Raw genomic sequence first — 24,010 nt, 5'->3', positions numbered from 1 at the left:
GGCTGATGAGGGGTAAAAAAGCGGAGCCGTTTGGCTCCGTTTGTTTTTGGGCTGGCTGATGGGTCAATAGGGACGACTGCGGGCGCGAACTTCGGCGCCGTTGGCGATAGGATCGCCGGGGGCCTCCTCTTGCTCATCGCGCCCGGCGCCATTGACGCGTTGACGCAGTGCGTCGCGGACGTCGTGCAGGGTGCTGACCACCTCTTCATAGTGTTGCGCGGCGTGCAGGCGATCGGGCGCCATGCGTTCGCCGTCGACGCTGTGCAGGCCGGCCACCAAGATCAGGGCGGACAGCAGCGGCAGCAGGTGTGCGCGTAGCCGTGTAAACACAACAAACTCTCCCGGTTAAAAACGTGCGTGTTCTTTGTAACCCAGTCACGGCGGGGCGAGAACCCCGCATTCATATTGTGAGAGGGATGGGTGGGGTTTGTTACGCGCCGATACATCCGCGTCGGTAATTGTCAATCGGCGGTAAGGTTACGCGACGGTGCCGCGGTGAGATGATGCGCGATGGCGCGTACATCGGTACCGGTTGGCGTCTGGTGAATGCGTAGACCAAACTGCTCAATCACCGCGAAGGTGTGATCGAAGATGTCCGCCTGGATCGCCTCATACTCCGCCCAGACGACGGTATTGGTAAAGGCATAGATCTCGATGGGCAAGCCATCGGGCGTCGGGGCCAGCTGGCGCACCATGAGGGTCATGTCCTTACGGATACGAGGGTGTTGGGTCAGGTAGGCCTGGAGATAGGCGCGCAAGGTGCCCAGGTTGGTCATACGCCGCCCGTTGAGCGGTGAGCTCAGATCACTCTGGACCTGCTGGTTGTAGCGGGCGATCTCCAGCGTCTTGTCGTGTAGATAGGGTTGCAGTAACGCACTGCGCTGCAGTGAGGTCAGATCCGCCTCGCTCAGGAAGCGAATGCTGGTGGTGTCGATGTTCAGGCTACGTTTGATGCGTCGGCCACCGGACTCTGACATCCCACGCCAGTTCTTGAAAGAGTCGGAGACCAGCGCATAGGTCGGGATTGTGGTGATGGTGTTATCCCAGTTGCGCACTTTCACCGTGGTCAGCCCGATGTCGATCACCGCGCCATCGGCACCATATTTGGGCATCTCCAGCCAGTCACCGAGGTGTAGCATGTCGTTGGCGGAGAGCTGGATGCCGGCCACTAAGCCGAGAATGGGATCTTTAAAGACCAACATTAACACGGCGGCCATGGCACCCAGGCCGCTGATCAGAAAGATGGGCGACTGGCCCATCAGCAGCGAGATCATCAAGATACCGATGATGATCGCCGCCAGCAGCTTGGTTCCCTGGAAGATACCGCGCAGAGGCAACTGGGTGGCGACAGCCAACTGATGCGACAGATCCAACAGAATGTCGAGCAGGGAGAAGAGCGAGAGCAGGGCGTACAGCAGGATCCACAGCTGAGCGGCGATGATCAGCGCATTGCCCGCATCGGTGCCGGGATGAAGCCAGAAGACAGCCTGAAGATTGACAATCACCCCTTGAAACAGCAGCGCCAGGCGGTGAAACAGGTTGTGTTGCGTGAGGACCTTGAGCCACATGTTTTCGCTCTGCAGGCCACGGCGACGCAGGCGAGAGAGCAACAGGCGGTGTAATAGCAGATGGATGACGACCGCCGTCAGTGCAATCAGGGTCAGCACCAGTACCAGCGAGGTCATATGGGTAAATTCAAGGCCGAACTGTTCCAGCCAGCGCATCACTATTTTTTGCATGCAGGCTCCTTTATCTTCTCATGATGCATCGTGGGGAATATGGCGGGATAGCATCCCTGCGCATAGGCTAACGGCTGTTTAGCGTCAGTCAACCCATTTTCTCTTTACTTGACACTGACTTACAAAAAATTATTGCCCATTATCGTCTCTCCTCCCCCCGGCTCCTCCCTCGAAAAGGAGATAATAGAGGAGGCGGCGTGAGAAAGAGCTGCCATGATCGGCCTATCTGAGCGAAAAGGGAGAGGGAAGTATGCTGAATGCCTGGCACTTACCGGTCGCGCCTTATCTGCGCCGGCATGGAGAGGCGTTGGAGGTGACGTTGTGGCTGGCGGGCGCGACGCTGCCGCAACACGTCTTACTGCGTTGCGAACCGGACAATGAAGAGTGGCTGCTGGCGATGAGCCCGCGGCAACATCCGCCGTATGTCGTGTATCGCGCCCGTTTGACGCTGGCGGAGGGAGAGGCGTTGCGGCGCTACTGCTTTAAGCTGTTGTGGGCCGATCGGCAGTGTTGGCTGACGCCAACCGGTCTCCAGAGCATCCCGCCGGGACAGACGGAGCAGTTTGCCGTGAGCGACCCCTCTCCCTATCCCCAGTGGGTCGCGGATCGCCTGTTTTACCAGATCTTTCCCGACCGTTTCGCCCGCGCCTCCGGCCAGCGAGATGAAGCGGCGCAGGGCGTGCGGGCCTGGGATGCGCCATTGGATGAGTCGACGGATGGTTATACCCGCTACGGCGGTGATCTCGACGGGATCATCGAGCGGCTCCCCTATCTCCAGGCGCTGGGAGTCGATGCCTTATACCTCAATCCCATCTTCACGGCGCCGAGCAACCATAAGTATGACACGGCCGATTATGACCATGTCGATGCGTGTCTCGGTGGGGATGCGGCGTTGATTCGCCTACGCCAGGCGACCCACGATGCCGGCATGCGTCTGATCCTGGATGGCGTCTTCAATCACACCGGGGATAGCCACCCGTGGTTTGACCGTCACCGACAGGGGGAGACGGGGGCGTGCCATCACCCCGACTCTCCACAGCGTGAGTACTATACCTTCGATAGCGCGGGGCAGGCGTTAGGCTGGAAGGGCGAAGCCTCGTTGCCCAAGCTGGATTATGCCAGTCCTGGGGTCGTCGATCGTATCTATCGTGATCAGGATAGTGTGGTGCGTCATTGGCTGCGTCCGCCCTATGCCATTGATGGTTGGCGCTTAGACGTGGTTCATATGCTGGGCGAGGGGGGCAGCGCGCGCGCTAATCTTACGCATCTGGCGGGGATTTATCAGACCGTGAAAGCGGAGAATCCTCAGGGCTATGTGCTGGGCGAACACTTCGGTGATGCGCGCCGTTGGTTACAGGCCGGGGTTGAGGATGGGGCGATGAATTACATGGGCTTCGCCTTACCGCTCCGCGCCTTTCTGGCCGGTATAGACGTCGCCTATCAACCGATACAATTGACGGCGGCGGATTGCGCCGAATGGATGGAGCGTTATCGCGCCGGGTTGAGTCAGCAACAGCAGTTGTGCCAGTTTAACCAATTGGATAGCCACGATACCGCTCGCTTCCTCACCCTGCTACAGGGCAATTATGCGCGGATGCGCTTGGCGCTGACTTGGCTATTCACCTGGATCGGGGTGCCTTGTCTCTACTACGGTGATGAGATCGGCCTAGCGGGGGGCAACGATCCCTATTGTCGCGCGCCGTTTCCCTGGGAGACGTCCCGTTGGGATATGACCTTATTGACGTTGTGCCGTCAGTTGGCCGCGCTGCGTAGGCAGTATACCGCGTTACGCCGTGGTGGTTGCCGGGTGATCCATGCCGATGAGGAGTCGTTGCTATTCATTCGTCAGTGGCAAGATGAGCATCTGCTGATCGCCATTCGGCGCACCGGGCGCGCTACGTTGAGCGTACCGTATACGCCTTTGTTGCCTCATGGCACGTGGCGTTTGCTCTGTGGCGAGGGAGAACTCGACGCTGGCGCGCAGGAGATGTCGCTCGACCTTGCCGCCGAGAGCGCGAGCCTGTGGTTACTGCGCCATTGAGTGAGCGGGCGGGGGAATAACAAGAAAGCGGCCATAAGGCCGCTTTCTTTACTCACCGATAGGATGGATTACAGCTGATCGGCGTTTTCAGTCAGGTATTTGGCGACGCCGTCCGGAGAGGCGCCCATGCCAGCTTTGCCTTTTTCCCACTGAGCCGGGCAAACATCGCCGTGCTCTTCGTGGAACTGCATGGCATCGACCATACGCAGCATCTCATCGACGTTACGTCCCAGCGGCAGATCGTTGACTACCTGGTGGCGCACGATACCGTCTTTGTCGATCAGGAAGGAGCCACGCAGTGCGACGCCCTCTTCCGGATGTTCGATGCCGTAAGCACGCATGATTTCATGCTTCACATCGGCAACCAGCGGGTATTGAACTTCGCCGATACCGCCTTTGTCGACCGGTGTTTTACGCCAGGCGTTGTGGACAAACTCGGAGTCCATAGAGACGCCGACCACTTCGACGCCGCGCGCCTGGAATTCTTTATAACGGTGATCGAAGGCGATCAATTCTGACGGGCAGACGAAGGTGAAGTCCATCGGCCAGAAGAACACCACGGTCGGTTTACCCTGGGTGAATGCTTTAAAGTTGAATTTATCAACGATTTCGCCGTTACCCATCACGGCGGCAGCGGTAAAGTCAGGTGCTTGACGAGAAACCAGGACCATAATAACTCCCGTTAAATAGTATTCAATAGGTTATATAATCTTTAACTGGCAACAACTATACGAAGTCGGTGTTTGTAAATAAAGCGTGAAACACCAATCGATATGATAGCCTGCACCAATCATCCTTTGCGTTTGATGGCTAGATTGCCGTCAATCTAGGCCTAACAGTGCTAAAACCATAACGCAACGTCGTATTTTAGCAATCCTTTCTGTGTGAATTCTGTTATCAAAATGTCCTTTCGATGTCAGGTAAGGATTACAGCGCGCGTTCTCGCGCTTGTTGCATCATTTGTGGATAGAAATCCCAGAATTGTCGCTCGAGTTGGCTGTAGTTGCGTTCGATATCGCTAAAGGAGTCGCTGAGGGCGGCCAAGCGAGGGCGGCGTTGCGCCATCCCATGCAGCACGCGTGCGAGGAAGGGTAACTCGGCGTAACGCAGTAGCCAGCGCTCCTGCCAGAGATGGTGATTGAGCCGTTGAAAGCTCTCGGGGGTCCCCTCTAACTGGGGCAGGATGGTGTGCGCCGCGTGAGCGACAAAATGATCCAGCGATTGCTGCGGTTCCAGGCGTGTCCAATGGCGAGCCAGGAAGTGGTCCCAGACGATATCCAGCGTGATCGGTGCGACGCGCCGACAGGCGTCGCTAAACCCGGTTCGTGCGGCGCGCACTTGCGGCAGCCCATCCGTGATGCGATCGATGCGACGATGCATGCGGATACCGGCGCAGACGTCGCCGTCGTAATAGGGCTGGGGATCGCCGCGCACGAAGTCGGCTAACAGATTGCCGAGGAGTGAGCTGTCCGCCAGGGCGGCAAGGTGAAGATGGGCGAGGAAATTCATCCGCCGAGTATAAGGGAGGGGCGGGCGCTGAGCCAGTCCGCGTTGGTTTTTCACGCTAATTTGTCGTGGGGCGGCATCTGCGGTTGCAGCCTATCGCCGCCGGCTCTAGACTAAGCCGCCTGTCTTCGGCGTATTACTGTCAATTATATAGTGAAACCAAACCATGCGTGTGTCCGACTTTACCTTTGAATTGCCCGATGAATTGATTGCCCGTTATCCGCAAGCACAGCGTAGCGCCTGCCGTTTGCTGTCGTTGGATGGGCCGACGGGTAAGCGGGAGCATGGGGTATTCACCGACATCGTCGACAAGCTGCAACCGGGCGATCTGCTGGTCTTCAACAACACCCGGGTGATCCCGGCGCGTCTGTTTGGCCGTAAGGAGAGCGGTGGCAAGATCGAGGTGCTGGTTGAGCGAGTGCTGGATCGCGCGCGCGTATTGGCGCATGTGCGGGCCTCTAAGGCGCCGAAGCCCGGTGCCGCGTTGTTGCTGGGCGACAACGAGGAGATCCGTGCCACCATGTTGGCGCGCCACGATACCTTATTCGAATTGGGTTTCGAGGATGAGCGTGATGTGTTGACCATCCTCAATGCTGCCGGTCATATGCCGTTGCCGCCCTATATCGATCGTCCCGACGACGAGGCGGATCGCGAACTCTATCAGACGGTATACAGCACCCGCCCGGGCGCGGTGGCGGCGCCGACCGCCGGCCTGCACTTCGATCAGCCGTTGCTCGATCGTCTGCGTGCCAAGGGGGTGGAGATGGCCTTTGTGACCCTGCATGTCGGGGCGGGCACCTTCCAGCCGGTACGGGTGGAGAGCATCGAAGATCATGTGATGCACTCAGAGTATGCCGAAGTCCCACAGGCGGTGGTCGATGCGGTGCTGGCCTGTAAGGCGCGCGGTAACCGTGTCATTGCCGTCGGCACTACCTCGGTACGTTCATTGGAGAGCGCGGCGGCGGCCAGTCAGTCGGCCTTGATCGCCCCTTTCTTTGATGATACGCAGATCTTTATCTATCCGGGCTATCACTATCAGGTGATCGACGCGCTGATCACCAACTTCCACCTGCCGGAGTCCACGCTGATCATGTTGGTCTCGGCCTTCGCCGGTTATCGCCATACGCTGGATGCCTATCATGAGGCGGTGGCGCAGCAATATCGTTTCTTTAGTTACGGGGATGCCATGTATATTACCCGTAATCCGCAGGCTGAGCAGGAGACGATCGTATCAGCCTGATCGTTACGCGGCCCGCCTTGCGGCGGGTCATTTTTCGCCTGAATGCAGCGCCAAACGGCGCTGGCAGGACCGGTTTCCCGCTGAGTCGGGTGTGCCGGTAGGGCATGACACCATCAGACTGTCTTTCTGATGACGGAGGTTTACGTGAAGTACGAGTTAGTCACTACGGATGGGCGCGCGCGTCGTGGCCGCCTGATTTTCGAGCGCGGTGTGGTTGAGACCCCGGCATTTATGCCGGTGGGGACTTACGGCACGGTGAAGGGGATGACTCCGGAGGAGGTGGCGCAGACTGGCGCACAGATCCTGCTGGGCAACACTTTCCACCTGTGGCTGCGCCCGGGGCAGGAGATCATGAAACTGCATGGCGATCTGCATGACTTCATGCAGTGGCCGGGGCCCATCCTGACCGACTCCGGCGGTTTTCAGGTGTTCAGCCTGGGAGCGATGCGCAAGATCAAGGAGGAAGGCGTCTATTTCCGTAATCCGATCAACGGTTCACCGATCTTCCTTAGTCCCGAGAAGTCGATGGAGATTCAGTATGATCTCGGCTCCGACATCGTGATGATTTTTGACGAGTGTACGCCCTATCCGGCGGATTGGGATTACGCCAAGCGTTCGATGGAGATGTCGCTGCGTTGGGCGAAGCGGAGCCGCCAGCGTTTCGACGAGCTGGGTAATAAGAACGCGTTGTTCGGCATCATTCAGGGCAGTGTTTACGAAGATTTACGAGATGTATCATTAAAAGGGCTGGTAGAGATCGGCTTTGATGGTTACGCTGTGGGCGGCCTCGCGGTGGGAGAGCCCAAAGAGGACATGCATCGCATCCTGGAGCATGTCTGCCCGATGATTCCGCAAGATAAGCCACGCTATCTGATGGGCGTGGGTAAGCCGGAAGATCTGGTGGAGGGGGTTCGCCGCGGCATTGACATGTTCGACTGTGTCATGCCGACGCGTAACGCGCGTAATGGCCATCTCTTCGTCACCGGCGGGGTGGTGAAAATCCGCAATGCGAAATATAAAGAGGATACGCTCCCGCTGGATCCTGAATGCGATTGTTACACCTGTCGCAATTATAGCCGTGCCTACTTGCATCATCTCGACCGTTGTAACGAAATTCTGGGTGCCCGTTTGAACACCATCCATAACCTACGTTACTACCAGCGTCTGATGGCAGGTTTACGCCAGGCTATCGAGGAAGGTAAATTAGAGACGTTCGTGGCCGATTTCTATGACCGTCGCGGTCGTACGGTTCCACCGTTGGGCGAGGTCGCCGCCTCCTGATGCCGATCGGGCAGAGGGATAGGCAGGCCGCGTAAAAAAGTTAGATCGGTCGGGAAATGGATCCGGCCGATTTAATGCACTTACAGTGCTTTGGCAGTGTGTTGTTGCTATCTATAGTAATTAATGAGGGATATTTCGATGAGTTTATTCATTTCTGACGCTGTTGCATCTGCAGGGGCTCCGGCGCAGGGTAGTCCGTACTCTCTGGTGATCATGCTGGTGGTATTCGGCCTGATTTTCTACTTTATGATCCTGCGTCCGCAGCAAAAACGCGCCAAGGAACATAAGAAACTGATGGATTCCATCGGCAAGGGTGATGAAGTGTTGACCAACGGTGGTCTGATCGGCCGTGTGACCAAAGTGGCTGAAACCGGCTACATCGCCATTGCGCTGAATGACACTACCGAAGTGATCATCAAGCGTGACTTCGTGACCGCTGTCCTGCCGAAAGGTACGATGAAAGCGCTGTAATTTTCGATTTTCCCTAAGGGAACTGCCGTGTTAAACCGTTATCCTTTGTGGAAGTACATCATGCTGATCGTGGCGTTGGTCATCGGTCTGCTATATGCGCTCCCTAACCTTTATGGCGAGGATCCGGCTGTTCAAATCACTGGCGCGCGCGGTGTCGCCGCCAGTGAGTCAACACTGGTCCAAGTCCGTGATGTGCTGGAAAAACAGCATATCCCCAGCAAATCCATTGCGCTGGAAAATGGTGCCATCCTGGCACGCTTTACTGATACCGACATTCAGCTGCGGGCGCGCGAGGCGCTGGTCGACACGCTGGGTGACAAATATGTCGTGGCGCTGAACCTGGCTCCCGCTACGCCGAAGTGGATGGAGATGATCGGTGCTGAGCCGATGAAGTTGGGTCTCGACCTGCGTGGTGGTGTGCATTTCTTGATGCAAGTTGACATGGATACTGCGCTGAGCAAGCTGCAAGAGCAGACCATGGACACCCTGCGCAGCGATCTGCGTGAGAAAGGCATCGCCTATTCCACCATTCGTAAGCTGCCCGATCCCTCCAGCGGTGGCGTAGAGATCCATTTCCGCGATTCCGCCGCGCGTAACCAGGCCAACGACTACCTGTCGTCACGCCATCGCGATCTGGTCTTCAGCAATGTGGGTGATACCACGCTGAAGGCGGTGATGAGCGACGATCGCCTGCGTGAGGCACGCGAGTACGCCGTACAGCAGAACATCAACATCCTGCGTAACCGTGTGAACCAGTTGGGCGTCGCCGAGCCGTTGGTGCAGCGTCAGGGCGCCGACCGTATCGTCGTCGAACTGCCGGGGATCCAAGACACCGCGCGTGCCAAGGAGATCCTGGGGGCCACCGCCACCTTGGAATTCCGTCTGGTGAACGGCAACGTAGATGCTCAGGCCGCTGCGAGTGGGCGTGTTCCGGGCGACTCCGAAGTGAAGTATACCCGCGACGGTCGTCCGGTGGTGCTGTACAAGCGTGTGATCCTGACCGGTGACCACATCACCGACTCGACCTCCAGCCAGGATGAGTTTAACCGTCCGCAGGTTAACATCTCTCTCGATAGCGCTGGCGGCAGTACCATGTCTAACTTCACCAAGGACAACATCGGTAAGCCGATGGCGACCCTGTTCGTGGAGTATAAGGACAGCGGCAAGAAAGATGCCAACGGCAAGCCGATCCTGGTGAAACAGGAAGAGGTGATCAACGTTGCGACGATCCAGTCGCGTCTGGGGAATAGCTTCCGTATCACCGGTATCGATAACCCGGCCGAGGCGCGTCAGCTCTCTCTGCTGTTGCGTGCCGGTGCGTTGATCGCGCCGATTCAGATCGTAGAAGAGCGGACGATTGGCCCAACCTTGGGGATGCAGAACATCCAACAGGGGCTGGAAGCCTGCCTGTGGGGTCTGGTGGCCTCCATCATCTTCATGGTGGTGTTCTACAAGAAGTTTGGCCTGATCGCCACGACGGCGCTGCTGGCTAACCTGGTGATGATCGTCGGGGTGATGTCGCTGCTACCGGGGGCAACCCTGACCATGCCGGGCATCGCGGGGATCGTGTTGACCTTGGCGGTGGCGGTGGATGCCAACGTGTTGATTAACGAGCGTATCAAGGAGGAGCTGCGCAACGGGCGAACCGTGCAGCAGGCGATCCATGAGGGCTACAAGGGCGCGTTCTCCAGTATCATCGACGCCAACGTGACCACGCTGATCACCGCCGTGATCCTGTACGCTGTGGGTACCGGCTCCATCAAGGGCTTCGCTATTACCACCGCAATCGGTGTGGCGACCTCGATGTTTACCGCCATTGTCGGTACGCGCGCCATTGTCAACCTGCTGTACGGCGGCAAGCGCATCAACAAGCTGTCTATCTAAGGGGTAGGGAATGGCACAAGATTATAGCGTTGAACAACTTAACCACGGGCGTAAAGTCATCGACTTTATGCGCTGGGACTACGTTGCCTTCACTATCTCCGGGTTGTTGCTGCTCGCTTCCTGCCTGGTGATGTATGTGAAGGGGTTCAACTGGGGCCTGGATTTCACCGGCGGTACGGTGATTGAGCTGACGGTGGAGAAAGCGCCGGATCTCAATGCGATGCGTGCGGCATTGGTCAAGTCAGGCTTCGAAGAGCCCGTCGTGCAGAACTTCGGCAGTAGCCGTGACATCATGATCCGTATGGCACCGATTAGCGGCAACGAAGGCCAGGAACTGGGCAATCGTGTCGTGGCGGTGGTCAAGCAGGTCATCGATGGCGACGCCTCGGTCAAGCGTATCGAGTTCGTCGGTCCGAGCGTGGGCAGCGATCTGGCGCAGGCCGGCGGCATGGCGTTGCTGGTGGCGCTGATCAGCATCCTGATCTACGTCGGCTTTCGTTTCGAGTGGCGTCTGGCGCTCGGTGCGGTGTTGGCGTTGGCGCATGACGTGGTCATTACGCTCGGGGTACTGTCGTTGTTCCATATCGAGATCGACCTGACCATCGTGGCATCGCTGATGTCGGTGATCGGTTACTCGCTCAACGACAGCATCGTGGTTTCCGACCGTATCCGTGAGAACTTCCGTAAGATCCGCCGCGGGACACCGTACGAGATCGTGAACGTCTCGCTGACACAGACCCTGAGCCGTACCATCATGACCTCGGCGACGACCTTGGTGGTGGTGCTCTGCCTCTACATCTTCGGTGGCGCGATGCTGAAAGGCTTCTCACTGACGATGTTGATCGGGGTCTCCATCGGTACCATCTCCTCCATTTATGTGGCATCCGCATTGGCGCTGAAGCTGGGCATGAAGCGTGAACACATGCTGCAGCAGAAGGTGGAGAAAGAGGGGGCCGATCAGCCTTCACTGTTGCCATAAGCGGCGCGGCAGGCTAAATAGGGCCTAGCTTAGGCTAGCGAATCCGCCATGGGGGGCACCGCATGGCGGATTTTTTTATTGCGGAGCCAGGGGAATCACCCGCTGGCTTTTCGTGTATTCCGTGGCGAGCAGAGCGGGGAGAGACGCAGGATGAGGGTGGGGAAAAGCCGATTTTCGTGCCATTCGTTGTGATTTTCCCTACAAAGCGGGGGATGTCGCCCTTTGTTGTCAGCGGCGTTGAGGGTACACTATGGCGACCCCGAAGCCGTTCAGGAAGAGTTATGCACTGTCCGTTTTGTTCCGCTGTCGATACCAAGGTCATCGATTCACGCCTGGTGGGCGATGGCTCACAGGTACGCCGCCGCCGTCAGTGTCTGGTTTGTAACGAGCGTTTCACCACCTTCGAGGTGGCCGAGTTGGTCATGCCGCGCGTGGTCAAGAGCAACGGTGTGCGGGAACCTTTCAACGAAGAGAAGCTGCGTAGTGGCATGCTAAAGGCGCTGGAGAAGCGTCCGGTTAACTCCGACGATGTCGAGATGGCTATCAGCCAGATTAAATCACAATTGCGCGCGACCGGTGAGCGCGAGGTGGAGACCAAGATGGTCGGTAATCTGGTGATGGATGCGTTGAAGCGGCTCGATAAGGTCGCCTATATCCGTTTCGCCTCCGTTTATCGCAGCTTTGAGGATGTACGCGAATTCGGCGAAGAGATCGCCCGTTTGCAGGAGTAGCGCCCCGAGCGCTGGAGATCGTAACGATGTCGGCTATCCATCCTGATGAATTCTACCTGGCGCGCGCTTTCGAGCTGGCGCGTCGCGGTCGTTTTACGACGACCCCTAATCCTAATGTCGGTTGTGTTTTGGTGCGTGACGGGCAAATCGTCGGCGAAGGGTTTCACCTGCGTGCCGGAGAGCCACATGCCGAGGTGCATGCGTTACGCATGGCTGGCGAACGCGCGCGTGGCGCCACGGCTTATGTCACCCTGGAGCCCTGTAGTCACCATGGCCGGACTCCCCCCTGTGCCGACGCGCTGGTCGCCGCCGGCGTGAGCCGCGTAGTGGCGGCGATGCAGGATCCCAATCCACACGTGGCAGGGCGCGGGCTGTATCGCTTGCAGCAGGCGGGCATCGAGGTGCGCCATGGCCTGATGCTGGCCGAGGCCGAGGCGGTCAACAAGGGCTTCCTGAAGCGTATGCGCACCGGTTTTCCCTATGTCCAATTGAAGCTGGGCGCGTCGCTGGATGGGCGTACCGCCATGGCGTCTGGCGAGAGCCAATGGATCACCTCTGCCGCCGCCCGTGCCGACGTGCAGCGCTATCGGGCGCAGAGCTCGGCCATCTTAAGCAGTAGCGCTACGGTGCTGGCCGATGATCCGTCGCTGACGGTGCGCTGGGATGAGTTAGACGACGAGACACAGCGTCACTACCCGCGTGAGTGGTTACGCCAGCCGTTGCGGGTGATCGTCGATAGCCATAATCGCGTAACGCCGCAACATCGGCTGATCTCTCAACCGGGGGAGACCCTGCTGGCGCGCGAGACGCCCGATACACAGGCTTGGCCGTCGGCGGTAAGTCAGTTGTCGCTGCCGCGCAATGGCGCGGGATTGGACCTGGTGTTGCTGATGATGCAACTGGGCAAGCGGCAGATCAACAGTGTGTGGGTCGAAGCGGGTCCACGCCTGGCCGGTGCGCTGTTACAGGCGGGTGTGGTCGATGAATTGATTGTCTATCTGGCGCCGAAGCTGTTGGGCGATGCGGCGCGAGGACTATGTCACTTACCCGGGCTGGAGCGCCTGGGCGATGCGCCGTCGCTGGCTTTTAGTGAGGTCACGCGCGTCGGCGACGATTTGCGTCTGACGTTGCGCGTTGCCTAAATGGCAACGGAGCTGAGCAGAAGCGCAAAGAGTATGATAGAATCCGCCCCCCTGCGGGGTATAACTTACGTATGTTAAGGAAACCGTATGAAAACGATTCAAGGCGTTGTTGCTGCCCCTCAAGCGCGTGTGGCCATCGCGATCGCGCGTTTTAACCATTTCATCAATGACAGTTTGTTGGAAGGGGCGATCGACGCGCTGAAGCGTATTGGTCAGGTTTCTGACGACAATATCACCGTAGTCTGGGTGCCGGGTGCCTACGAGCTGCCGTTGACCGTACGCGCGTTGACGGCGACCGGTCGCTATGACGCCGTCGTGGCGTTGGGCACCGTGATCCGCGGTGGCACCGCCCATTTTGAATTCGTTGCCGGTGAGTGCAGCTCTGGCTTGGCCAGCGTCGCGCTGAATAGCGAAGTGCCGGTCGCCTTTGGCGTACTGACTACCGAAACCATCGAACAAGCCATTGATCGTGCAGGGACTAAAGCGGGGAACAAAGGGGCGGAAGCCGCGCTGACCGCACTCGAAATGATCAATGTACTGACAGCCATTAAAGCCTGATTTATTAGTAAGGGGAATTCCGTGAAACCTGCTGCCCGTCGCCGCGCCCGTGAGTGTGCCGTCCAGGCACTCTACTCTTGGCAGATCTCTAAAAACGATATCGCCGATGTCGAATACCAGTTTCTGTCTGAGCAGGACGTGAAAGACGTTGATGTAAACTACTTCCGTGAGCTGCTGTCCGGTGTGGCAAGCAATGCGGACTATCTGGATGGTTTGATGGCCCCGGTGCTGTCACGTCAACTGGATGAGCTGGGGCAGGTGGAAAAAGCTATCCTGCGCGTCTCTATCTATGAACTGAGCAAGCGCCAGGATGTCCCCTACAAGGTGGCAATCAACGAAGGCGTCGAGCTGGCCAAAACCTTTGGCGCCGAAGATAGCCACAAGTTCGTCAATGGCGTGCTGGATAAGATCGCACCGCAGGTGCGCCCGAATCGCAAATAATCAGCGCGGCTTGCCCGCCCGGCCCGAGAGGGACTGATAGCTACGCAATAGGCCGGATTTCCGGCCTTTTTTTCGGCTATGGCGGGCGTGCCGCCCGTAGGAAACTTGTTATGGCATACGGTGAGTTTGACCTGATCGCCCGTTACTTTAACCGCCAGCGCACGCTGCGCCACGATGTTCAGCGCGGCATCGGCGACGATTGCGCGTTGTTGTCCGTCTCGGAGAAACAATGGGTGGCCGTCAGTAGCGATACGCTGGTTAGCGGCCTGCATTTCTTGCCGGACATCGATCCGGCCGACCTCGGTTATAAGTCTCTGGCGGTCAATATCAGTGATCTGGCGGCGATGGGGGCCGATCCGGCGTGGGCATCATTGGCGTTGACCCTACCCGCAGTAGACGAGCCTTGGCTCCAGGCCTTCAGCGATGCGCTCTTCGAGCAACTGGACTACTATGGCATGCAGTTGATCGGTGGCGATACTACGCGCGGCCCATTGAGCATGACTTACACCGTGCAAGGGTTGGTACCGGCGGGGCGGGCGCTGCAACGCAATGGGGCGCGCGTCGGCGACTGGATCTACGTCACCGGGACGCTGGGGGATAGCGCCGCCGGTTTGGCACTGTTACAGCAGCGGCTGACGATCGGCGACGAGGCCGATCGGCGCTACCTGTTGGCGCGTCATCTGCGTCCGCAGCCGCGCGTCTTGCAAGGGCAAGCGCTGCGTGATTTGGCGAGCGCCGCCATCGATATCTCCGATGGTTTGATTGCCGATCTCGGCCATATCCTCAAGGCCAGCGGCTGTGGCGCCAATCTGTATCTGGATAAGTTACCGCAGTCCGAGGCGCTACTGCGCCAGGTGGATGCCGAGACGCGCCAGCGCTGGTCCTTGGCGGGCGGTGAGGATTATGAGCTGTGCTTCACCGTGCCGGAGATCTCGCGCGGCGCCCTGGATATGGCCCTCGGTCAGCTCGGGTGCCGCTTCACCTGCGTCGGTCAGGTGGTCCCGGCATCGGAGGGCATCTGCCTATGGCGCGGCGATCGTCAGGTTACACTGGATCTACAGGGGTTTGATCACTTTGGCTAAGATGAGCAAGACACAACGGCAGGCGGCGAAGGCGCGCCTGCGCATGGGGAATCCCTTTCATCTGCTGGCGACCGGCTTCGGGAGCGGATTGAGTCCGGTGGTGCCGGGGACGATGGGCTCCATCGCGGCGATCCCTTTCTGGCTCCTGTTGACGCAGTTACCCTTGGCGCTCTATCTGGCCTTTCTGCTCCTAAGCATCATTCTGGGCACCTACCTATGTCACCGCACCGCGCGCGACATGGGGGTCCATGACCACGGCAGCATCGTCTGGGATGAGTTCGTCGGCATGTGGATCACCCTGTTGGTGGTACCCGCTGTCGAATGGCGCTGGGTGTTGGCGGGCTTGATCATTTTCCGCGTGCTCGACATGTGGAAACCGTGGCCGATCCGTTGGTTCGATCGCAACGTGCATGGCGGCTGGGGGATCATGGTAGACGATATTGTCGCCGGGGTGCTGTCGGCGATCCTATTGTGGCTGGTTGGCTACTATGGGTTAATCTGAGTGGATACCGGGTTATCCATTGTTCCGATAACGCACAGGGGGCCATCAGGCCCCCTTTTGTCGTTCATGGCGCATGCGCGGATCAGCGTGCTCGCCACGCCTCGAACTGAGCGATGATACCGTCGGCGTCGAGGCGCAGATCGTGGCGTATCTCCTCCTGACTCCCCTGGGGAACGAAGCTATCCGGCAGACCGATATTCAGCACCGGACAGGGTAGGCGCTGTTGCATCAGCAGTTCGTTGACGCCGCTCCCGGCTCCCCCCATCACCGCGTTCTCCTCCAGGGTGATCAGGTAGTCATGCTCGCGCGCCAGCTGGCATACTAACGCCTCATCCAACGGCTTGACGAAGCGCATATCGGCGACGCTGGCGTTGAGCCGCTCGGCGGCGGCCAGGGCCTCCGGCAGCAGGGTACCGAAGTTGAGGATAGCGATGCGTTCGCCACGGCGGCGCATGACACCCTTGCCGATCGGCAAGGCCGCCAGCGGCTCCAATGCCGCACCGGTCCCGGTACCGCGCGGATAACGCACCGCTGAAGGGCCTTCACGGTAGAGATAGCCGGTCTGCAGCATCTGGCGGCATTCGTTCTCGTCGCTCGGCGTCATGATCAGCAGATTAGGGATGCAGCGCAGGAAAGAGAGATCGAAGGCACCTTGGTGGGTTTGCCCATCGGCACCGACGATGCCGCCACGATCGATGGCAAACAACACCGGCAAGCGTTGGATGGCGACGTCGTGGATCACCTGATCGTAGGCGCGCTGCAGGAAGCTGGAGTAGATGGCGACCACCGGATGATACCCACCGATGGCGAGGCCCGCACCGAAGGTGACGGCATGTTGTTCGGCGATAGCGACGTCGAAGAACTGTTGCGGGAATTCGCGCGAGAAACGCACCATACCGGAACCTTCACGCATCGCCGGGGTGATCCCCATCAGTTTCTCGTCATCGCGCGCCGCCTCGCACAACCAATCGCCGAAAATCTTGGAGTAGGTCGGTAGGGTGGCATTGCTCTTAGGGAGCGTGCCAGAGGCGGGATCGAACTTGGGCACCGCATGCCAGCTGATGGGATCTTTCTCTGCCGGCGCGTAGCCTTTCCCCTTCTTGGTCATGATGTGCAGTAGCTGCGGACCCTTCAGGTCGCGCATATTCTTCAGCGTCGCTACCAGCGCCTGCACATCGTGGCCATCGACCGGGCCGATGTAGTTAAAGCCCAGCTCTTCGAACAGGGTACCCGGTACGACCATGCCTTTCAGATGCTCTTCGGTGCGCTTGACCAGCTCTTTGATCGGCGGGAGGCCGGAGAGTACCTTCTTGCCCCCCTCGCGCAGGCTGGCATACAGCTTGCCGGAGAGCAGTTGTGCCAGATGGTTGTTCAGGGCGCCGACGTTTTCTGAAATCGACATCTCGTTGTCGTTTAACACCACCAACATGTCGGCCTTGATGTCACCGGCGTGGTTCATCGCCTCGAAGGCCATCCCGGCGGTCATCGCGCCGTCGCCGATGACGCAAACGGTGCGCCGCCCCTCTCCTTCGCGCTCGGCGGCAACCGCCATACCCAGGCCGGCACTGATCGAAGTGGAGGAGTGACCGACGCTCAGCACGTCATACTCGCTCTCGTCGCGCCAAGGGAAGGGGTGGAGCCCCCCCTTCTGACGAATGGTCGCGATGCGATCGCGCCGTCCCGTCAGGATCTTATGCGGATAGGCTTGATGGCCGACATCCCAGATCAGTGAGTCGAACGGGGTGCGGTAGACATAGTGCAGCGCCACGGTTAGCTCGACGGCACCCAGCCCAGAGGCAAAGTGCCCGCTGGAACGGCTGACGCTATTCAGCAGGTACTGGCGCAGCTCATCACACAGCGTCGGCAAACTCTCTTTGGGCAGCAGACGCAGATCGTCGGGATCCTGCACCAGCGCCAGCGTGGGGTATTTGGCAATATCAAAACTCATTAGCGGCTCATGTCGACTTATTCGGGACAACCTTGTCGCTTCGTGGGGGAGGACAAGGTTGTTAGTATGGCGTTAATTATCGCGCTCAATGATAAAACTGGCTAAGGATTTTAGCGCTTGTGTATTCAGGTTGTGCTGTTGTTCAAGCTCTGTCAGCGCGCGTAGCGCCTCCTGTTGGAGGTCGGCCGCTTTTTGCCGCGCCTGATCCAGCCCCAGTAGGGCCGGGTAGGTGCTCTTATCGAGCTGTTGATCGGCGCCTTGGCGCTTGCCAGTCTTGCTGCTGTCGCCGACCACATCCAAGATGTCGTCTTGGACCTGAAACGCCAAACCGATGGCATTGGCGTAACGGTCGAGCAGGGTGAGCGCCGCGTGGCCCGCGTTACCCCCGGCCAGCGCGCCCAGGCGCACCGCACAGCGGATCAACGCCCCGGTCTTGTGACGGTGGATCTGCTCCAGCGCCGCCAGATCGACGTGCTGCCCCTCGGCCGCCAGATCCAGCGCCTGCCCGCCACACATACCGGCAACTCCGCTGGCGTGTGCCAGTTCGCTCAACATGCACAGCCGATCGCGATCGGCAACGCCAGGCATCGGGCTATCGGTCAAGAGGGTGAAGGCGAGGGTCTGCAAGGCGTCGCCGGCCAGAATGGCGTGCGCCTCGCCAAATTTGATGTGGCAGGTTGGCTGCCCGCGGCGGAGATCGTCATCATCCATTGCCGGCAGATCATCGTGCAGCAATGAATAGGCGTGGATGCACTCGATGGCGGCGGCCGGGGCATCCAGCGCGCTGAGGTCGCAATCGAACAGGCGACCGGTCGCATACACCAGGTAAGGGCGCAGACGTTTACCGCCTAACAGGGCACCGTAGCGCATGGCGCCGACCAAGGGCCCATCACCAAAGGGTTGGTTATCCAACGCCTGAGACAAGGCGGCATCCGCCCGCTGACGGTAGGCTTTCAACTGTTGTTCAAAGGTCGCCATGACTCACTCTTGCTCTGCGTTGAAGGGCGATAACGGCGCATCTTGATCGTCGCTCAGCAGAATCTTCACGCGTTGTTCCGCCTGCTGTAGCGTCTGTTGCCCCTGACGAGCCAGTTGGACGCCGCGCTCGAACTCGTTGAGCGCCTCCTCCAGAGGCAGATCGCCAGACTCCAGGCGCACCACGATCTGTTCCAATTCGCTGAGTGCCTGTTCAAATGCCGGTGCGGCGGGTGCTTTCTTGGCCATAATCTCTTTACTTGGTTACTGGCAAAACGAGGGTGACGTCCGTGACACGGCAAGATTCTGCACCTGCCTGCGTACATTCGCACCGTTTTGGCTAACTTAGTGGTATACTGCGCGCCCTGTACTCGGTACGGTGCGCAACACCCTAGCGGATGCGCCCGTGCAGTGTAAGCCCTTTTAACGCATATCTCGACGACTATTAGCCACGACCGCCATGAAGTTTATCATTAAATTATTCCCGGAAATCACTATCAAAAGCCAGTCCGTCCGTCTGCGCTTTATTAAAATCCTTACTGGGAATATCCGCAACGTGTTGAAACCGTTGGTTGAAGATGTGGCGGTAACGCGCCATTGGGATCATATCGAAGTTCGGGCCAAAGAGGAAAGCCGTCGCGACGTCGTGCGCACCGCCTTAACCCGAATCCCGGGTATTCATCACATTTTAGAGGTGGAGGATCACCCCTTCACTGACATGCACGACATCTTCGAACAGACGCTGGCGATGTACCGCGAGCAGTTGGAAGAGAAGACTTTCTGCGTACGCGTGAAGCGGCGTGGTAAGCACGAATTCACCTCGATTGAGGTGGAGCGCTACGTCGGCGGTGGACTGAATCAGAACATCCCCAGTGCCCGCGTCCGTCTGACACACCCCGAGGTAACGGTTAACCTGGAGATCGAAGACGATCGCCTGCTGTTGGTGCGTGGCCGCTTCGAAGGCCAGGGGGGTTACCCCATCGGTACCCAGGAAGATGTGTTGTCGTTAATCTCCGGCGGCTTCGACTCTGGGGTTTCCAGCTACATGCTGATGCGGCGTGGGTGTCGCGTACACTACTGCTTCTTCAACCTGGGCGGTTCCGCCCATGAGATTGGGGTTAAGCAGGTGGCGCATTATCTGTGGAACCGCTTCGGTAGCTCGCACCGCGTCCGTTTTGTCGCCATCGACTTTGCGCCGGTGGTGGGAGAGATCCTGGAGAAAGTCGACGATGGGCAGATGGGCGTGGTGCTGAAGCGCATGATGGTGCGCGCCGCATCACGTGTCGCGGAGCGTTACGGTATTCAGGCGTTGGTGACCGGTGAGGCGTTGGGGCAAGTGTCTAGCCAGACGCTGACCAACCTGCGTTTGATCGATGGGGTAAGCGATACGCTGGTGCTGCGTCCGCTGATCGCCCACGATAAAGAACACATCATTCGTCTGGCGCGTGAAATCGGTACCGAAGATTTTGCGAAGACCATGCCGGAATTCTGCGGCGTGATCTCGAAGAGCCCGACGGTGAAGGCGGTGAAGGCGAAGATTGAGGCCGAAGAGGAGCACTTCGATTTCGCCATTCTGGATCGCGTGGTCGACGAGGCGCAGACCATGGACATTCGCGACATCGCGCGTCAGAGCGAGGCCGGCGTGGTCGAAGTCGAGACCATCGAATCGCTGGCCGAGGGCGATGTGGTGCTGGATATCCGCGCCCCCGATGAGCAGGAGCGTAAGCCGTTGCAGCTCGAAGGGAGCGAGGTGATCTGCCTGCCGTTCTATAAACTGGCCAATGCCTTCGCCGATCTGGACCAAGGCCGTCGTTACGTGCTGTATTGCGAGCGTGGGGTCATGAGCCGTTTGCAGGCCCTCTATCTGCAAGAGCAGGGCTACCACAACGTCCGCGTCTACCGCCCCTAAGCGTTTCCCTCCACCATGTCGCCGCTCAGCCTCGCTTGCAGGCTGAGCGGCAACGTCAAACCATACGCCTCCAGTAGCGCCTCATCGCGCAGGATCTGTGCCGTCTCGCCCTGGGCGGCGATGCGCCCAGCGCAGAGCACCAGCGTTCGTTGCGTCGTCTGTAGGGCTAAATCGAGATCGTGAGTGGCCAGCAGTAGGGCGTTATTCAATCGATTCAGATGATGGATCAGGGTCCGCCGTGCCTGGGGATCGAGCGCCGCGCTGGGTTCATCCAACAGGAGTAAGGCGGGGTGGGTGATCAATAAGGTGGCTAGCGCCGCCCGTTGCTGCTCGCCCCCCGAGAGGTGGTGCGGAGGGCGATCGAGTAGCGGCAGCAGGCCGAAGGTGGTGGCGATCTGTTGGATCTGTTGTTGCCGCGCCGCCTCATCCAGCGGGCTGTCGCAGAGCGATAAGGCGAGCTCTTCACGCAGCGAGGGCAGCAACAGTTGGCACTCTTGGCGTTGAAACAGTAATCCCATCTTGCGCCCCGCGCGTCGGGGCTGTCCGATGCACGACTCCCCCTCGACGAGAATACGCCCGGCGCGGGGAGTCAGGCAGCCGCTTAGGTGTAACAAGAGCGATGACTTACCGCTGCCGTTGGCGCCGACGAGGGCCACCTTCTCGCCATGGCGCAGAGTCAGGTTGACATTACGGAGTACCGCTAATGCCTGGTAGGCGACGGTGAGATGTTCAACCTGCAGCAAGATAGACACGTTCCCCTCCGATGAGTAATAGCAGTGTCAGCAAGATGAAGATCAGGGTCACGCTGTCCCGCCGACGCCAATGCAGATAGCGGCGGATGTCATAGCGCGGCATCGCGGGCTTGCAGCATAGGGCGAGACGCACCTCTTCTGCGTGGCGAGCGGCGTAGACCAATACGGAGCCGAGCATACAGGCGTAGATCCACATCTTGGTGCTGAGCGTTAGGCGTTGGCGGGCCGGCGCGCGTAGCTGCAAGGCTTGCAGGCTAGCACGGAGATAGCGTGCTAAGGTGCTGAGGTGGCGGAAGGTGAGTAGCAACAGCGAGATGACCTGAGGGGGGACACGCATCCCCTGTAATGCTGCCCCCAACGCGCGGGTATCGAGACCGGCGCAGAAGAAGAGCAGGAACGCCAGCGAGACGTTGGATTTGAGCGTTAACAGGAAGGCGAGCGTGACGCCTGGCGATGGGCGTGCTGCCAGGCTGGGGCTCTGGACCTCCGTGCTGCTAAAGGGGAGGGTGAGCCAGAGAAATAGCATCAGGATATTCAAGGGAATAAAGGCGCGATAGGCACCGCGTGGCAGCGGGGTGATCAACAGCGCGAGCGCGGCCAGACAGCCCCAGATGGCGACGCATTGCGGGCTAAGCGTTTGTACCACGCCGCCGCTGGCTAACAACGCGCCCGTGAGCCGGCAGCGCGGATCCCAACCGTAGCGCGGCTTGGCCGAGGGGGTAGATCGGGGAAGATGAAACGAGAACATTAACGGGACTCACCGGCGAGCAGTTCGGGGGCGACCCGCTTCAGAAACAGGAAGGTAAACAGGGTGATTCCCCCCTCCAGCAATGCTAACGGTAGATTGGCAATAAACAGCAGCGTGGCCGTTGAGGCGAGAGCGGCATGACTCCAGCTCAGCGCCAGATAGACGAGTGTGGCGGCGATGACGATGGGCAAGGCACCGCAGAGAAAGGCGATACCCAGCGCCAGGCGGCCGGAGCGCCGCAACCCCGCGCGCAGCGGCAGGCAGCCCAGGAGTGCCGCGCCGCCCATGATGCTGGCATTGACCCCCAGCGACAAGAGCCCGCCAAACTGAAAGAGGATGGCCTGGAGCGCCAGGGCAATGAAGATGGCGGGGAAGGCACTCCAGCCCAAGATGATCCCCATCACGCCGAGCAGGGTAAAGTGTACCGAGCTGGCCCCTAGCGGGATGCGTACCAACGAGGCCAGGAAGAAGGCGCTACTCAGGACAGCGATGCGCGGCAGCTGTTGCGCAGTGGTGCGTCGTAGCGTCAGTGTTGCCAGTAGGGCGCTACCCCCCCAGCCGGTGAGGATCACCGGCAGCGTTAGGATCCCTTCACTGATGTGCATGCGCGTTTTTCCGCCTATGCTGATGCGCCACATAGCCTGCGGCGGCGTAGAGGTTAATAAGTAAGCTAATGCCGAGTAGCGCGCGTAAAGGCAGGGCGAAGCGGGAGAAGAGGTCATGCTTGATCGGCTGGGAGGCCGCCTGGCCCGACGGCGCGCTCACCGTGATGGGGTGGCTGAGCGCATGCCCCATGCCATCGCGCATCTCCAAGCGCCATTCACCGCGCTGATTGGGGACAAAGGCGAAACGCCCCAAACGATCGGTGCGCCCATTCTGATATTCGGTGACGGCATCATTGGGGGCATAGACCTTGATCTGGGCGAAGGGGGCGTCGTCGCCGGTCGAGTAGCCAAACTGTACCACTCGCGCCTGATCGCTGCTCAGATCGTGCGCTAGAACGCTATGCGCGCCGACCGGCGCGGCCAGCCACCCCGCCAGGGGAAGGAGTACCCAGGTTATGCCAGAGCGCATGATCATTGACCTCCTATGCCCCGTTGCCCGCCTGTGGCGTGCGCCAGATGATTAATGCGGAGCGTGCTGATCGCTTATTCTGTGATAGGAAAGACTAACGTTGCCCGCAGATCATATTTATTAATATCCGGTTGGGGCTGTGATTGTGTTACTCCGGTGCGTAATAACCATAGTCCGGGTTGCGTAATTGCAAACTCGGTGATCCCTTGAGCGTCACTCTGTTGATTAGCCAGATAGGCATCGTGCGCCTGTGAATAACCATCGTAGGTAATATTGATTGCGCTCTGCAGTGGTTGACCATCTAATAAGGCTTGAACTTTTATTTTCCCATTGCCTTTAATATCGGCGGGATTGGTGAGTAGAACTAATTCTAATTTTTGCCCTAATACTTGCTGATAGGTGGTATCCCCAGCGCTCGGGTTGAGTAAGGTCTTGGCGAATTTCTCATAACGGTTAACGTTGATGACGTTTTTCCCTTGCGCTTCCAGGGTAGCGCGATCGCCGGGCAACATCCCTTCGGTGGTTTCGCTCCAGGTCTGCGCTAGGCGGTGGCCGACTAACAGGGCACTGCCCGCTTGCGGCAAGACGACCTCGCTGTCCAGGGTGTTGCGCTGGGGTTGCTCGTGCAGGGTCAGGGGGGTATTCGCGCCACCTTGGTATAGGGCTAAGGTGACATCGTTAAGATTCTCCATCTCCTCATTGACCATAAATACATGGGAGGACATCGCTTCGACGCGGACAGCCTCACCGACGTTGAGTTGGCTCTTCTCGGGTTTAATCATAAACTCGTGAGCGGAGGCGGTATTCAGGGCTAGGAGTAGTCCTAAGGGAATAAGTAAGCGAGTGGCTTTAGCGAGCATGGTCATCTCCCGAGGTGGTGTTGGGGGTTAATAAAAATAGAATGATAGAAATGCTAAAATAAGCCGCGCTGAATAACGCGATCCTTTTAATATAAATGATGGGGCGGCGCAACCATCCTATCGAGCGGAATCGGCAGGGTAAGTCGA

The 24,010-nt window shown here is 58.9% G+C and carries 25 protein-coding genes; 13 read left to right on the top strand and 12 right to left on the bottom strand.

The features are described from left to right. Window positions 1–63: 63 nt before the first annotated feature. Both DCL27_RS11975 and DCL27_RS11970 read right to left on the bottom strand, forming a co-directional pair. Window positions 64–330: a hypothetical protein gene (locus tag DCL27_RS11975; RefSeq protein WP_005296766.1), complete on the bottom strand. Its 267-nt coding sequence runs from the start codon at window positions 328–330 to the stop codon at window positions 64–66. A gap of 131 nt (window positions 331–461) precedes the next feature. After that, window positions 462–1,739, bottom strand: coding sequence for a mechanosensitive ion channel family protein (locus DCL27_RS11970; protein WP_005296769.1), 1,278 nt, complete (start codon window positions 1,737–1,739; stop codon window positions 462–464). A 250-nt stretch (window positions 1,740–1,989) separates the two neighbouring features. On the opposite strand from DCL27_RS11970, the gene malZ reads away from it, so the two are divergent. Next, on the top strand, window positions 1,990–3,780 hold the full coding sequence (gene malZ, locus DCL27_RS11965) for a maltodextrin glucosidase (RefSeq protein ID WP_115377629.1): 1,791 nt from the start codon (window positions 1,990–1,992) through the stop codon (window positions 3,778–3,780). A 68-nt stretch (window positions 3,781–3,848) separates the two neighbouring features. Here malZ and DCL27_RS11960 read toward each other — a convergent pair whose 3' ends face one another. Together DCL27_RS11960 and DCL27_RS11955 are read right to left on the bottom strand one after the other, a co-directional pair. Next, window positions 3,849–4,451, bottom strand: coding sequence for a peroxiredoxin C (locus DCL27_RS11960; RefSeq protein WP_005283378.1), 603 nt, complete (start codon window positions 4,449–4,451; stop codon window positions 3,849–3,851). A gap of 256 nt (window positions 4,452–4,707) precedes the next feature. Next, window positions 4,708–5,289, bottom strand: coding sequence for an ACP phosphodiesterase (locus DCL27_RS11955; RefSeq protein ID WP_005283381.1), 582 nt, complete (start codon window positions 5,287–5,289; stop codon window positions 4,708–4,710). A 163-nt stretch (window positions 5,290–5,452) separates the two neighbouring features. On the opposite strand from DCL27_RS11955, the gene queA reads away from it, so the two are divergent. The 11 genes from queA to pgpA all read left to right on the top strand — a co-directional run bounded on the left by queA (window position 5,453) and on the right by pgpA (window position 15,597). Next, the gene (gene queA, locus DCL27_RS11950; RefSeq protein WP_005283385.1) at window positions 5,453–6,526 is read left to right on the top strand and encodes a tRNA preQ1(34) S-adenosylmethionine ribosyltransferase-isomerase QueA; all 1,074 of its coding nucleotides are present in this window, start codon (window positions 5,453–5,455) and stop codon (window positions 6,524–6,526) included. A 144-nt stretch (window positions 6,527–6,670) separates the two neighbouring features. Next, on the top strand, window positions 6,671–7,807 hold the full coding sequence (gene tgt / locus DCL27_RS11945; protein WP_005296778.1) for a tRNA guanosine(34) transglycosylase Tgt: 1,137 nt from the start codon (window positions 6,671–6,673) through the stop codon (window positions 7,805–7,807). Window positions 7,808–7,945: 138 nt separating this feature from the next. Next, window positions 7,946–8,278, top strand: a complete 333-nt coding sequence (gene yajC / locus DCL27_RS11940; protein WP_005296781.1) for a preprotein translocase subunit YajC — start codon at window positions 7,946–7,948, stop codon at window positions 8,276–8,278. 27 nt (window positions 8,279–8,305) lie between these two features. Continuing rightward, window positions 8,306–10,162, top strand: a complete 1,857-nt coding sequence (gene secD, locus DCL27_RS11935) for a protein translocase subunit SecD (protein WP_005296784.1) — start codon at window positions 8,306–8,308, stop codon at window positions 10,160–10,162. Between the two features lie 10 nt (window positions 10,163–10,172). Beyond that, window positions 10,173–11,141: a protein translocase subunit SecF gene (gene secF / locus DCL27_RS11930; protein ID WP_005283397.1), complete on the top strand. Its 969-nt coding sequence runs from the start codon at window positions 10,173–10,175 to the stop codon at window positions 11,139–11,141. Between the two features lie 281 nt (window positions 11,142–11,422). After that, window positions 11,423–11,872 carry a transcriptional regulator NrdR gene (gene nrdR, locus DCL27_RS11925; protein ID WP_005296787.1) on the top strand — a complete coding sequence of 150 codons (450 nt, stop codon included), beginning with the start codon at window positions 11,423–11,425 and terminating at the stop codon, window positions 11,870–11,872. Window positions 11,873–11,907: 35 nt separating this feature from the next. Then, complete coding sequence (gene ribD, locus DCL27_RS11920) at window positions 11,908–13,014, top strand: bifunctional diaminohydroxyphosphoribosylaminopyrimidine deaminase/5-amino-6-(5-phosphoribosylamino)uracil reductase RibD (protein WP_097364693.1); 1,107 nt, start codon at window positions 11,908–11,910, stop codon at window positions 13,012–13,014. A gap of 87 nt (window positions 13,015–13,101) precedes the next feature. After that, a complete protein-coding gene (ribH, locus tag DCL27_RS11915) occupies window positions 13,102–13,572 on the top strand; it encodes a 6,7-dimethyl-8-ribityllumazine synthase (protein WP_005283409.1) in 471 nt (156 codons plus the stop codon). A 21-nt stretch (window positions 13,573–13,593) separates the two neighbouring features. Then, window positions 13,594–14,013 (top strand): transcription antitermination factor NusB, encoded by a 420-nt coding sequence (gene nusB / locus DCL27_RS11910; protein WP_005283412.1) that lies wholly within the window; start codon window positions 13,594–13,596, stop codon window positions 14,011–14,013. A 110-nt stretch (window positions 14,014–14,123) separates the two neighbouring features. Further along, window positions 14,124–15,095, top strand: coding sequence for a thiamine-phosphate kinase (gene thiL / locus DCL27_RS11905; protein WP_035600193.1), 972 nt, complete (start codon window positions 14,124–14,126; stop codon window positions 15,093–15,095). A 1-nt stretch (window position 15,096) separates the two neighbouring features. Then, window positions 15,097–15,597, top strand: coding sequence for a phosphatidylglycerophosphatase A (gene pgpA / locus DCL27_RS11900; RefSeq protein ID WP_005283418.1), 501 nt, complete (start codon window positions 15,097–15,099; stop codon window positions 15,595–15,597). Window positions 15,598–15,679: 82 nt separating this feature from the next. On the opposite strand, the gene dxs is transcribed toward pgpA, so the two are convergent. The 3 genes from dxs to xseB all read right to left on the bottom strand — a co-directional run bounded on the left by dxs (window position 15,680) and on the right by xseB (window position 18,769). Then, on the bottom strand, window positions 15,680–17,545 hold the full coding sequence (dxs, locus tag DCL27_RS11895) for a 1-deoxy-D-xylulose-5-phosphate synthase (RefSeq protein ID WP_035600194.1): 1,866 nt from the start codon (window positions 17,543–17,545) through the stop codon (window positions 15,680–15,682). 72 nt (window positions 17,546–17,617) lie between these two features. Continuing rightward, window positions 17,618–18,523 carry a (2E,6E)-farnesyl diphosphate synthase gene (gene ispA, locus DCL27_RS11890; protein ID WP_035600196.1) on the bottom strand — a complete coding sequence of 302 codons (906 nt, stop codon included), beginning with the start codon at window positions 18,521–18,523 and terminating at the stop codon, window positions 17,618–17,620. A gap of 3 nt (window positions 18,524–18,526) precedes the next feature. Continuing rightward, complete coding sequence (xseB, locus tag DCL27_RS11885) at window positions 18,527–18,769, bottom strand: exodeoxyribonuclease VII small subunit (protein ID WP_005283425.1); 243 nt, start codon at window positions 18,767–18,769, stop codon at window positions 18,527–18,529. A 211-nt stretch (window positions 18,770–18,980) separates the two neighbouring features. Between xseB and thiI the strand changes: the two genes are divergently transcribed. Next, window positions 18,981–20,429 carry a tRNA uracil 4-sulfurtransferase ThiI gene (thiI, locus tag DCL27_RS11880; protein WP_035600197.1) on the top strand — a complete coding sequence of 483 codons (1,449 nt, stop codon included), beginning with the start codon at window positions 18,981–18,983 and terminating at the stop codon, window positions 20,427–20,429. Here thiI and DCL27_RS11875 read toward each other — a convergent pair. The 5 genes from DCL27_RS11875 to DCL27_RS11855 form a co-directional block, all read right to left on the bottom strand. After that, window positions 20,426–21,181, bottom strand: coding sequence for an energy-coupling factor ABC transporter ATP-binding protein (locus DCL27_RS11875; RefSeq protein WP_005296802.1), 756 nt, complete (start codon window positions 21,179–21,181; stop codon window positions 20,426–20,428). The genes thiI and DCL27_RS11875 overlap by 4 nt on opposite strands. Continuing rightward, window positions 21,159–21,929 (bottom strand): energy-coupling factor transporter transmembrane component T, encoded by a 771-nt coding sequence (locus DCL27_RS11870; protein WP_035600198.1) that lies wholly within the window; start codon window positions 21,927–21,929, stop codon window positions 21,159–21,161. Before DCL27_RS11870 ends, DCL27_RS11875 begins: the two co-directional genes overlap by 23 nt. Then, complete coding sequence (cbiM, locus tag DCL27_RS11865) at window positions 21,929–22,534, bottom strand: cobalt transporter CbiM (RefSeq protein WP_005283437.1); 606 nt, start codon at window positions 22,532–22,534, stop codon at window positions 21,929–21,931. The genes DCL27_RS11870 and cbiM overlap by 1 nt, the downstream gene beginning before the upstream one ends. Next, window positions 22,521–23,003 carry a hypothetical protein gene (locus DCL27_RS11860; protein ID WP_005296807.1) on the bottom strand — a complete coding sequence of 161 codons (483 nt, stop codon included), beginning with the start codon at window positions 23,001–23,003 and terminating at the stop codon, window positions 22,521–22,523. Before DCL27_RS11860 ends, cbiM begins: the two co-directional genes overlap by 14 nt. A 74-nt stretch (window positions 23,004–23,077) precedes the next feature. Continuing rightward, the gene (locus tag DCL27_RS11855) at window positions 23,078–23,863 is read right to left on the bottom strand and encodes a DUF4198 domain-containing protein (protein ID WP_035600201.1); all 786 of its coding nucleotides are present in this window, start codon (window positions 23,861–23,863) and stop codon (window positions 23,078–23,080) included. Window positions 23,864–24,010 lie beyond the last annotated feature (147 nt).

Source organism: Edwardsiella tarda ATCC 15947 = NBRC 105688 (genome assembly GCF_003113495.2).
Lineage (GTDB): Bacteria > Pseudomonadota > Gammaproteobacteria > Enterobacterales > Enterobacteriaceae > Edwardsiella > Edwardsiella tarda.
This window is presented reverse-complemented; position numbering and strand designations above follow the sequence as displayed.

Excerpts from the sequence above, each read along its gene's own strand:
- ispA (WP_035600196.1), bottom strand. The coding sequence starts at position 18,523 with ATGGCGACCTTTGAACAACAGTTGAAAGCCTACCGTCAGCGGGCGGAT.
- secF (WP_005283397.1), top strand. The coding sequence starts at position 10,173 with ATGGCACAAGATTATAGCGTTGAACAACTTAACCACGGGCGTAAAGTC.
- DCL27_RS11970 (WP_005296769.1), bottom strand. The coding sequence starts at position 1,739 with ATGCAAAAAATAGTGATGCGCTGGCTGGAACAGTTCGGCCTTGAATTT.
- DCL27_RS11955 (WP_005283381.1), bottom strand. The coding sequence starts at position 5,289 with ATGAATTTCCTCGCCCATCTTCACCTTGCCGCCCTGGCGGACAGCTCA.
- cbiM (WP_005283437.1), bottom strand. The coding sequence starts at position 22,534 with ATGCACATCAGTGAAGGGATCCTAACGCTGCCGGTGATCCTCACCGGC.
- nrdR (WP_005296787.1), top strand. The coding sequence starts at position 11,423 with ATGCACTGTCCGTTTTGTTCCGCTGTCGATACCAAGGTCATCGATTCA.
- DCL27_RS11855 (WP_035600201.1), bottom strand. The coding sequence starts at position 23,863 with ATGCTCGCTAAAGCCACTCGCTTACTTATTCCCTTAGGACTACTCCTA.
- queA (WP_005283385.1), top strand. The coding sequence starts at position 5,453 with ATGCGTGTGTCCGACTTTACCTTTGAATTGCCCGATGAATTGATTGCC.
- thiL (WP_035600193.1), top strand. The coding sequence starts at position 14,124 with ATGGCATACGGTGAGTTTGACCTGATCGCCCGTTACTTTAACCGCCAG.
- dxs (WP_035600194.1), bottom strand. The coding sequence starts at position 17,545 with ATGAGTTTTGATATTGCCAAATACCCCACGCTGGCGCTGGTGCAGGAT.
- ribH (WP_005283409.1), top strand. The coding sequence starts at position 13,102 with ATGAAAACGATTCAAGGCGTTGTTGCTGCCCCTCAAGCGCGTGTGGCC.
- DCL27_RS11870 (WP_035600198.1), bottom strand. The coding sequence starts at position 21,929 with ATGTTCTCGTTTCATCTTCCCCGATCTACCCCCTCGGCCAAGCCGCGC.
- thiI (WP_035600197.1), top strand. The coding sequence starts at position 18,981 with ATGAAGTTTATCATTAAATTATTCCCGGAAATCACTATCAAAAGCCAG.
- pgpA (WP_005283418.1), top strand. The coding sequence starts at position 15,097 with ATGAGCAAGACACAACGGCAGGCGGCGAAGGCGCGCCTGCGCATGGGG.
- yajC (WP_005296781.1), top strand. The coding sequence starts at position 7,946 with ATGAGTTTATTCATTTCTGACGCTGTTGCATCTGCAGGGGCTCCGGCG.
- DCL27_RS11960 (WP_005283378.1), bottom strand. The coding sequence starts at position 4,451 with ATGGTCCTGGTTTCTCGTCAAGCACCTGACTTTACCGCTGCCGCCGTG.
- xseB (WP_005283425.1), bottom strand. The coding sequence starts at position 18,769 with ATGGCCAAGAAAGCACCCGCCGCACCGGCATTTGAACAGGCACTCAGC.
- malZ (WP_115377629.1), top strand. The coding sequence starts at position 1,990 with ATGCTGAATGCCTGGCACTTACCGGTCGCGCCTTATCTGCGCCGGCAT.
- DCL27_RS11860 (WP_005296807.1), bottom strand. The coding sequence starts at position 23,003 with ATGCGCTCTGGCATAACCTGGGTACTCCTTCCCCTGGCGGGGTGGCTG.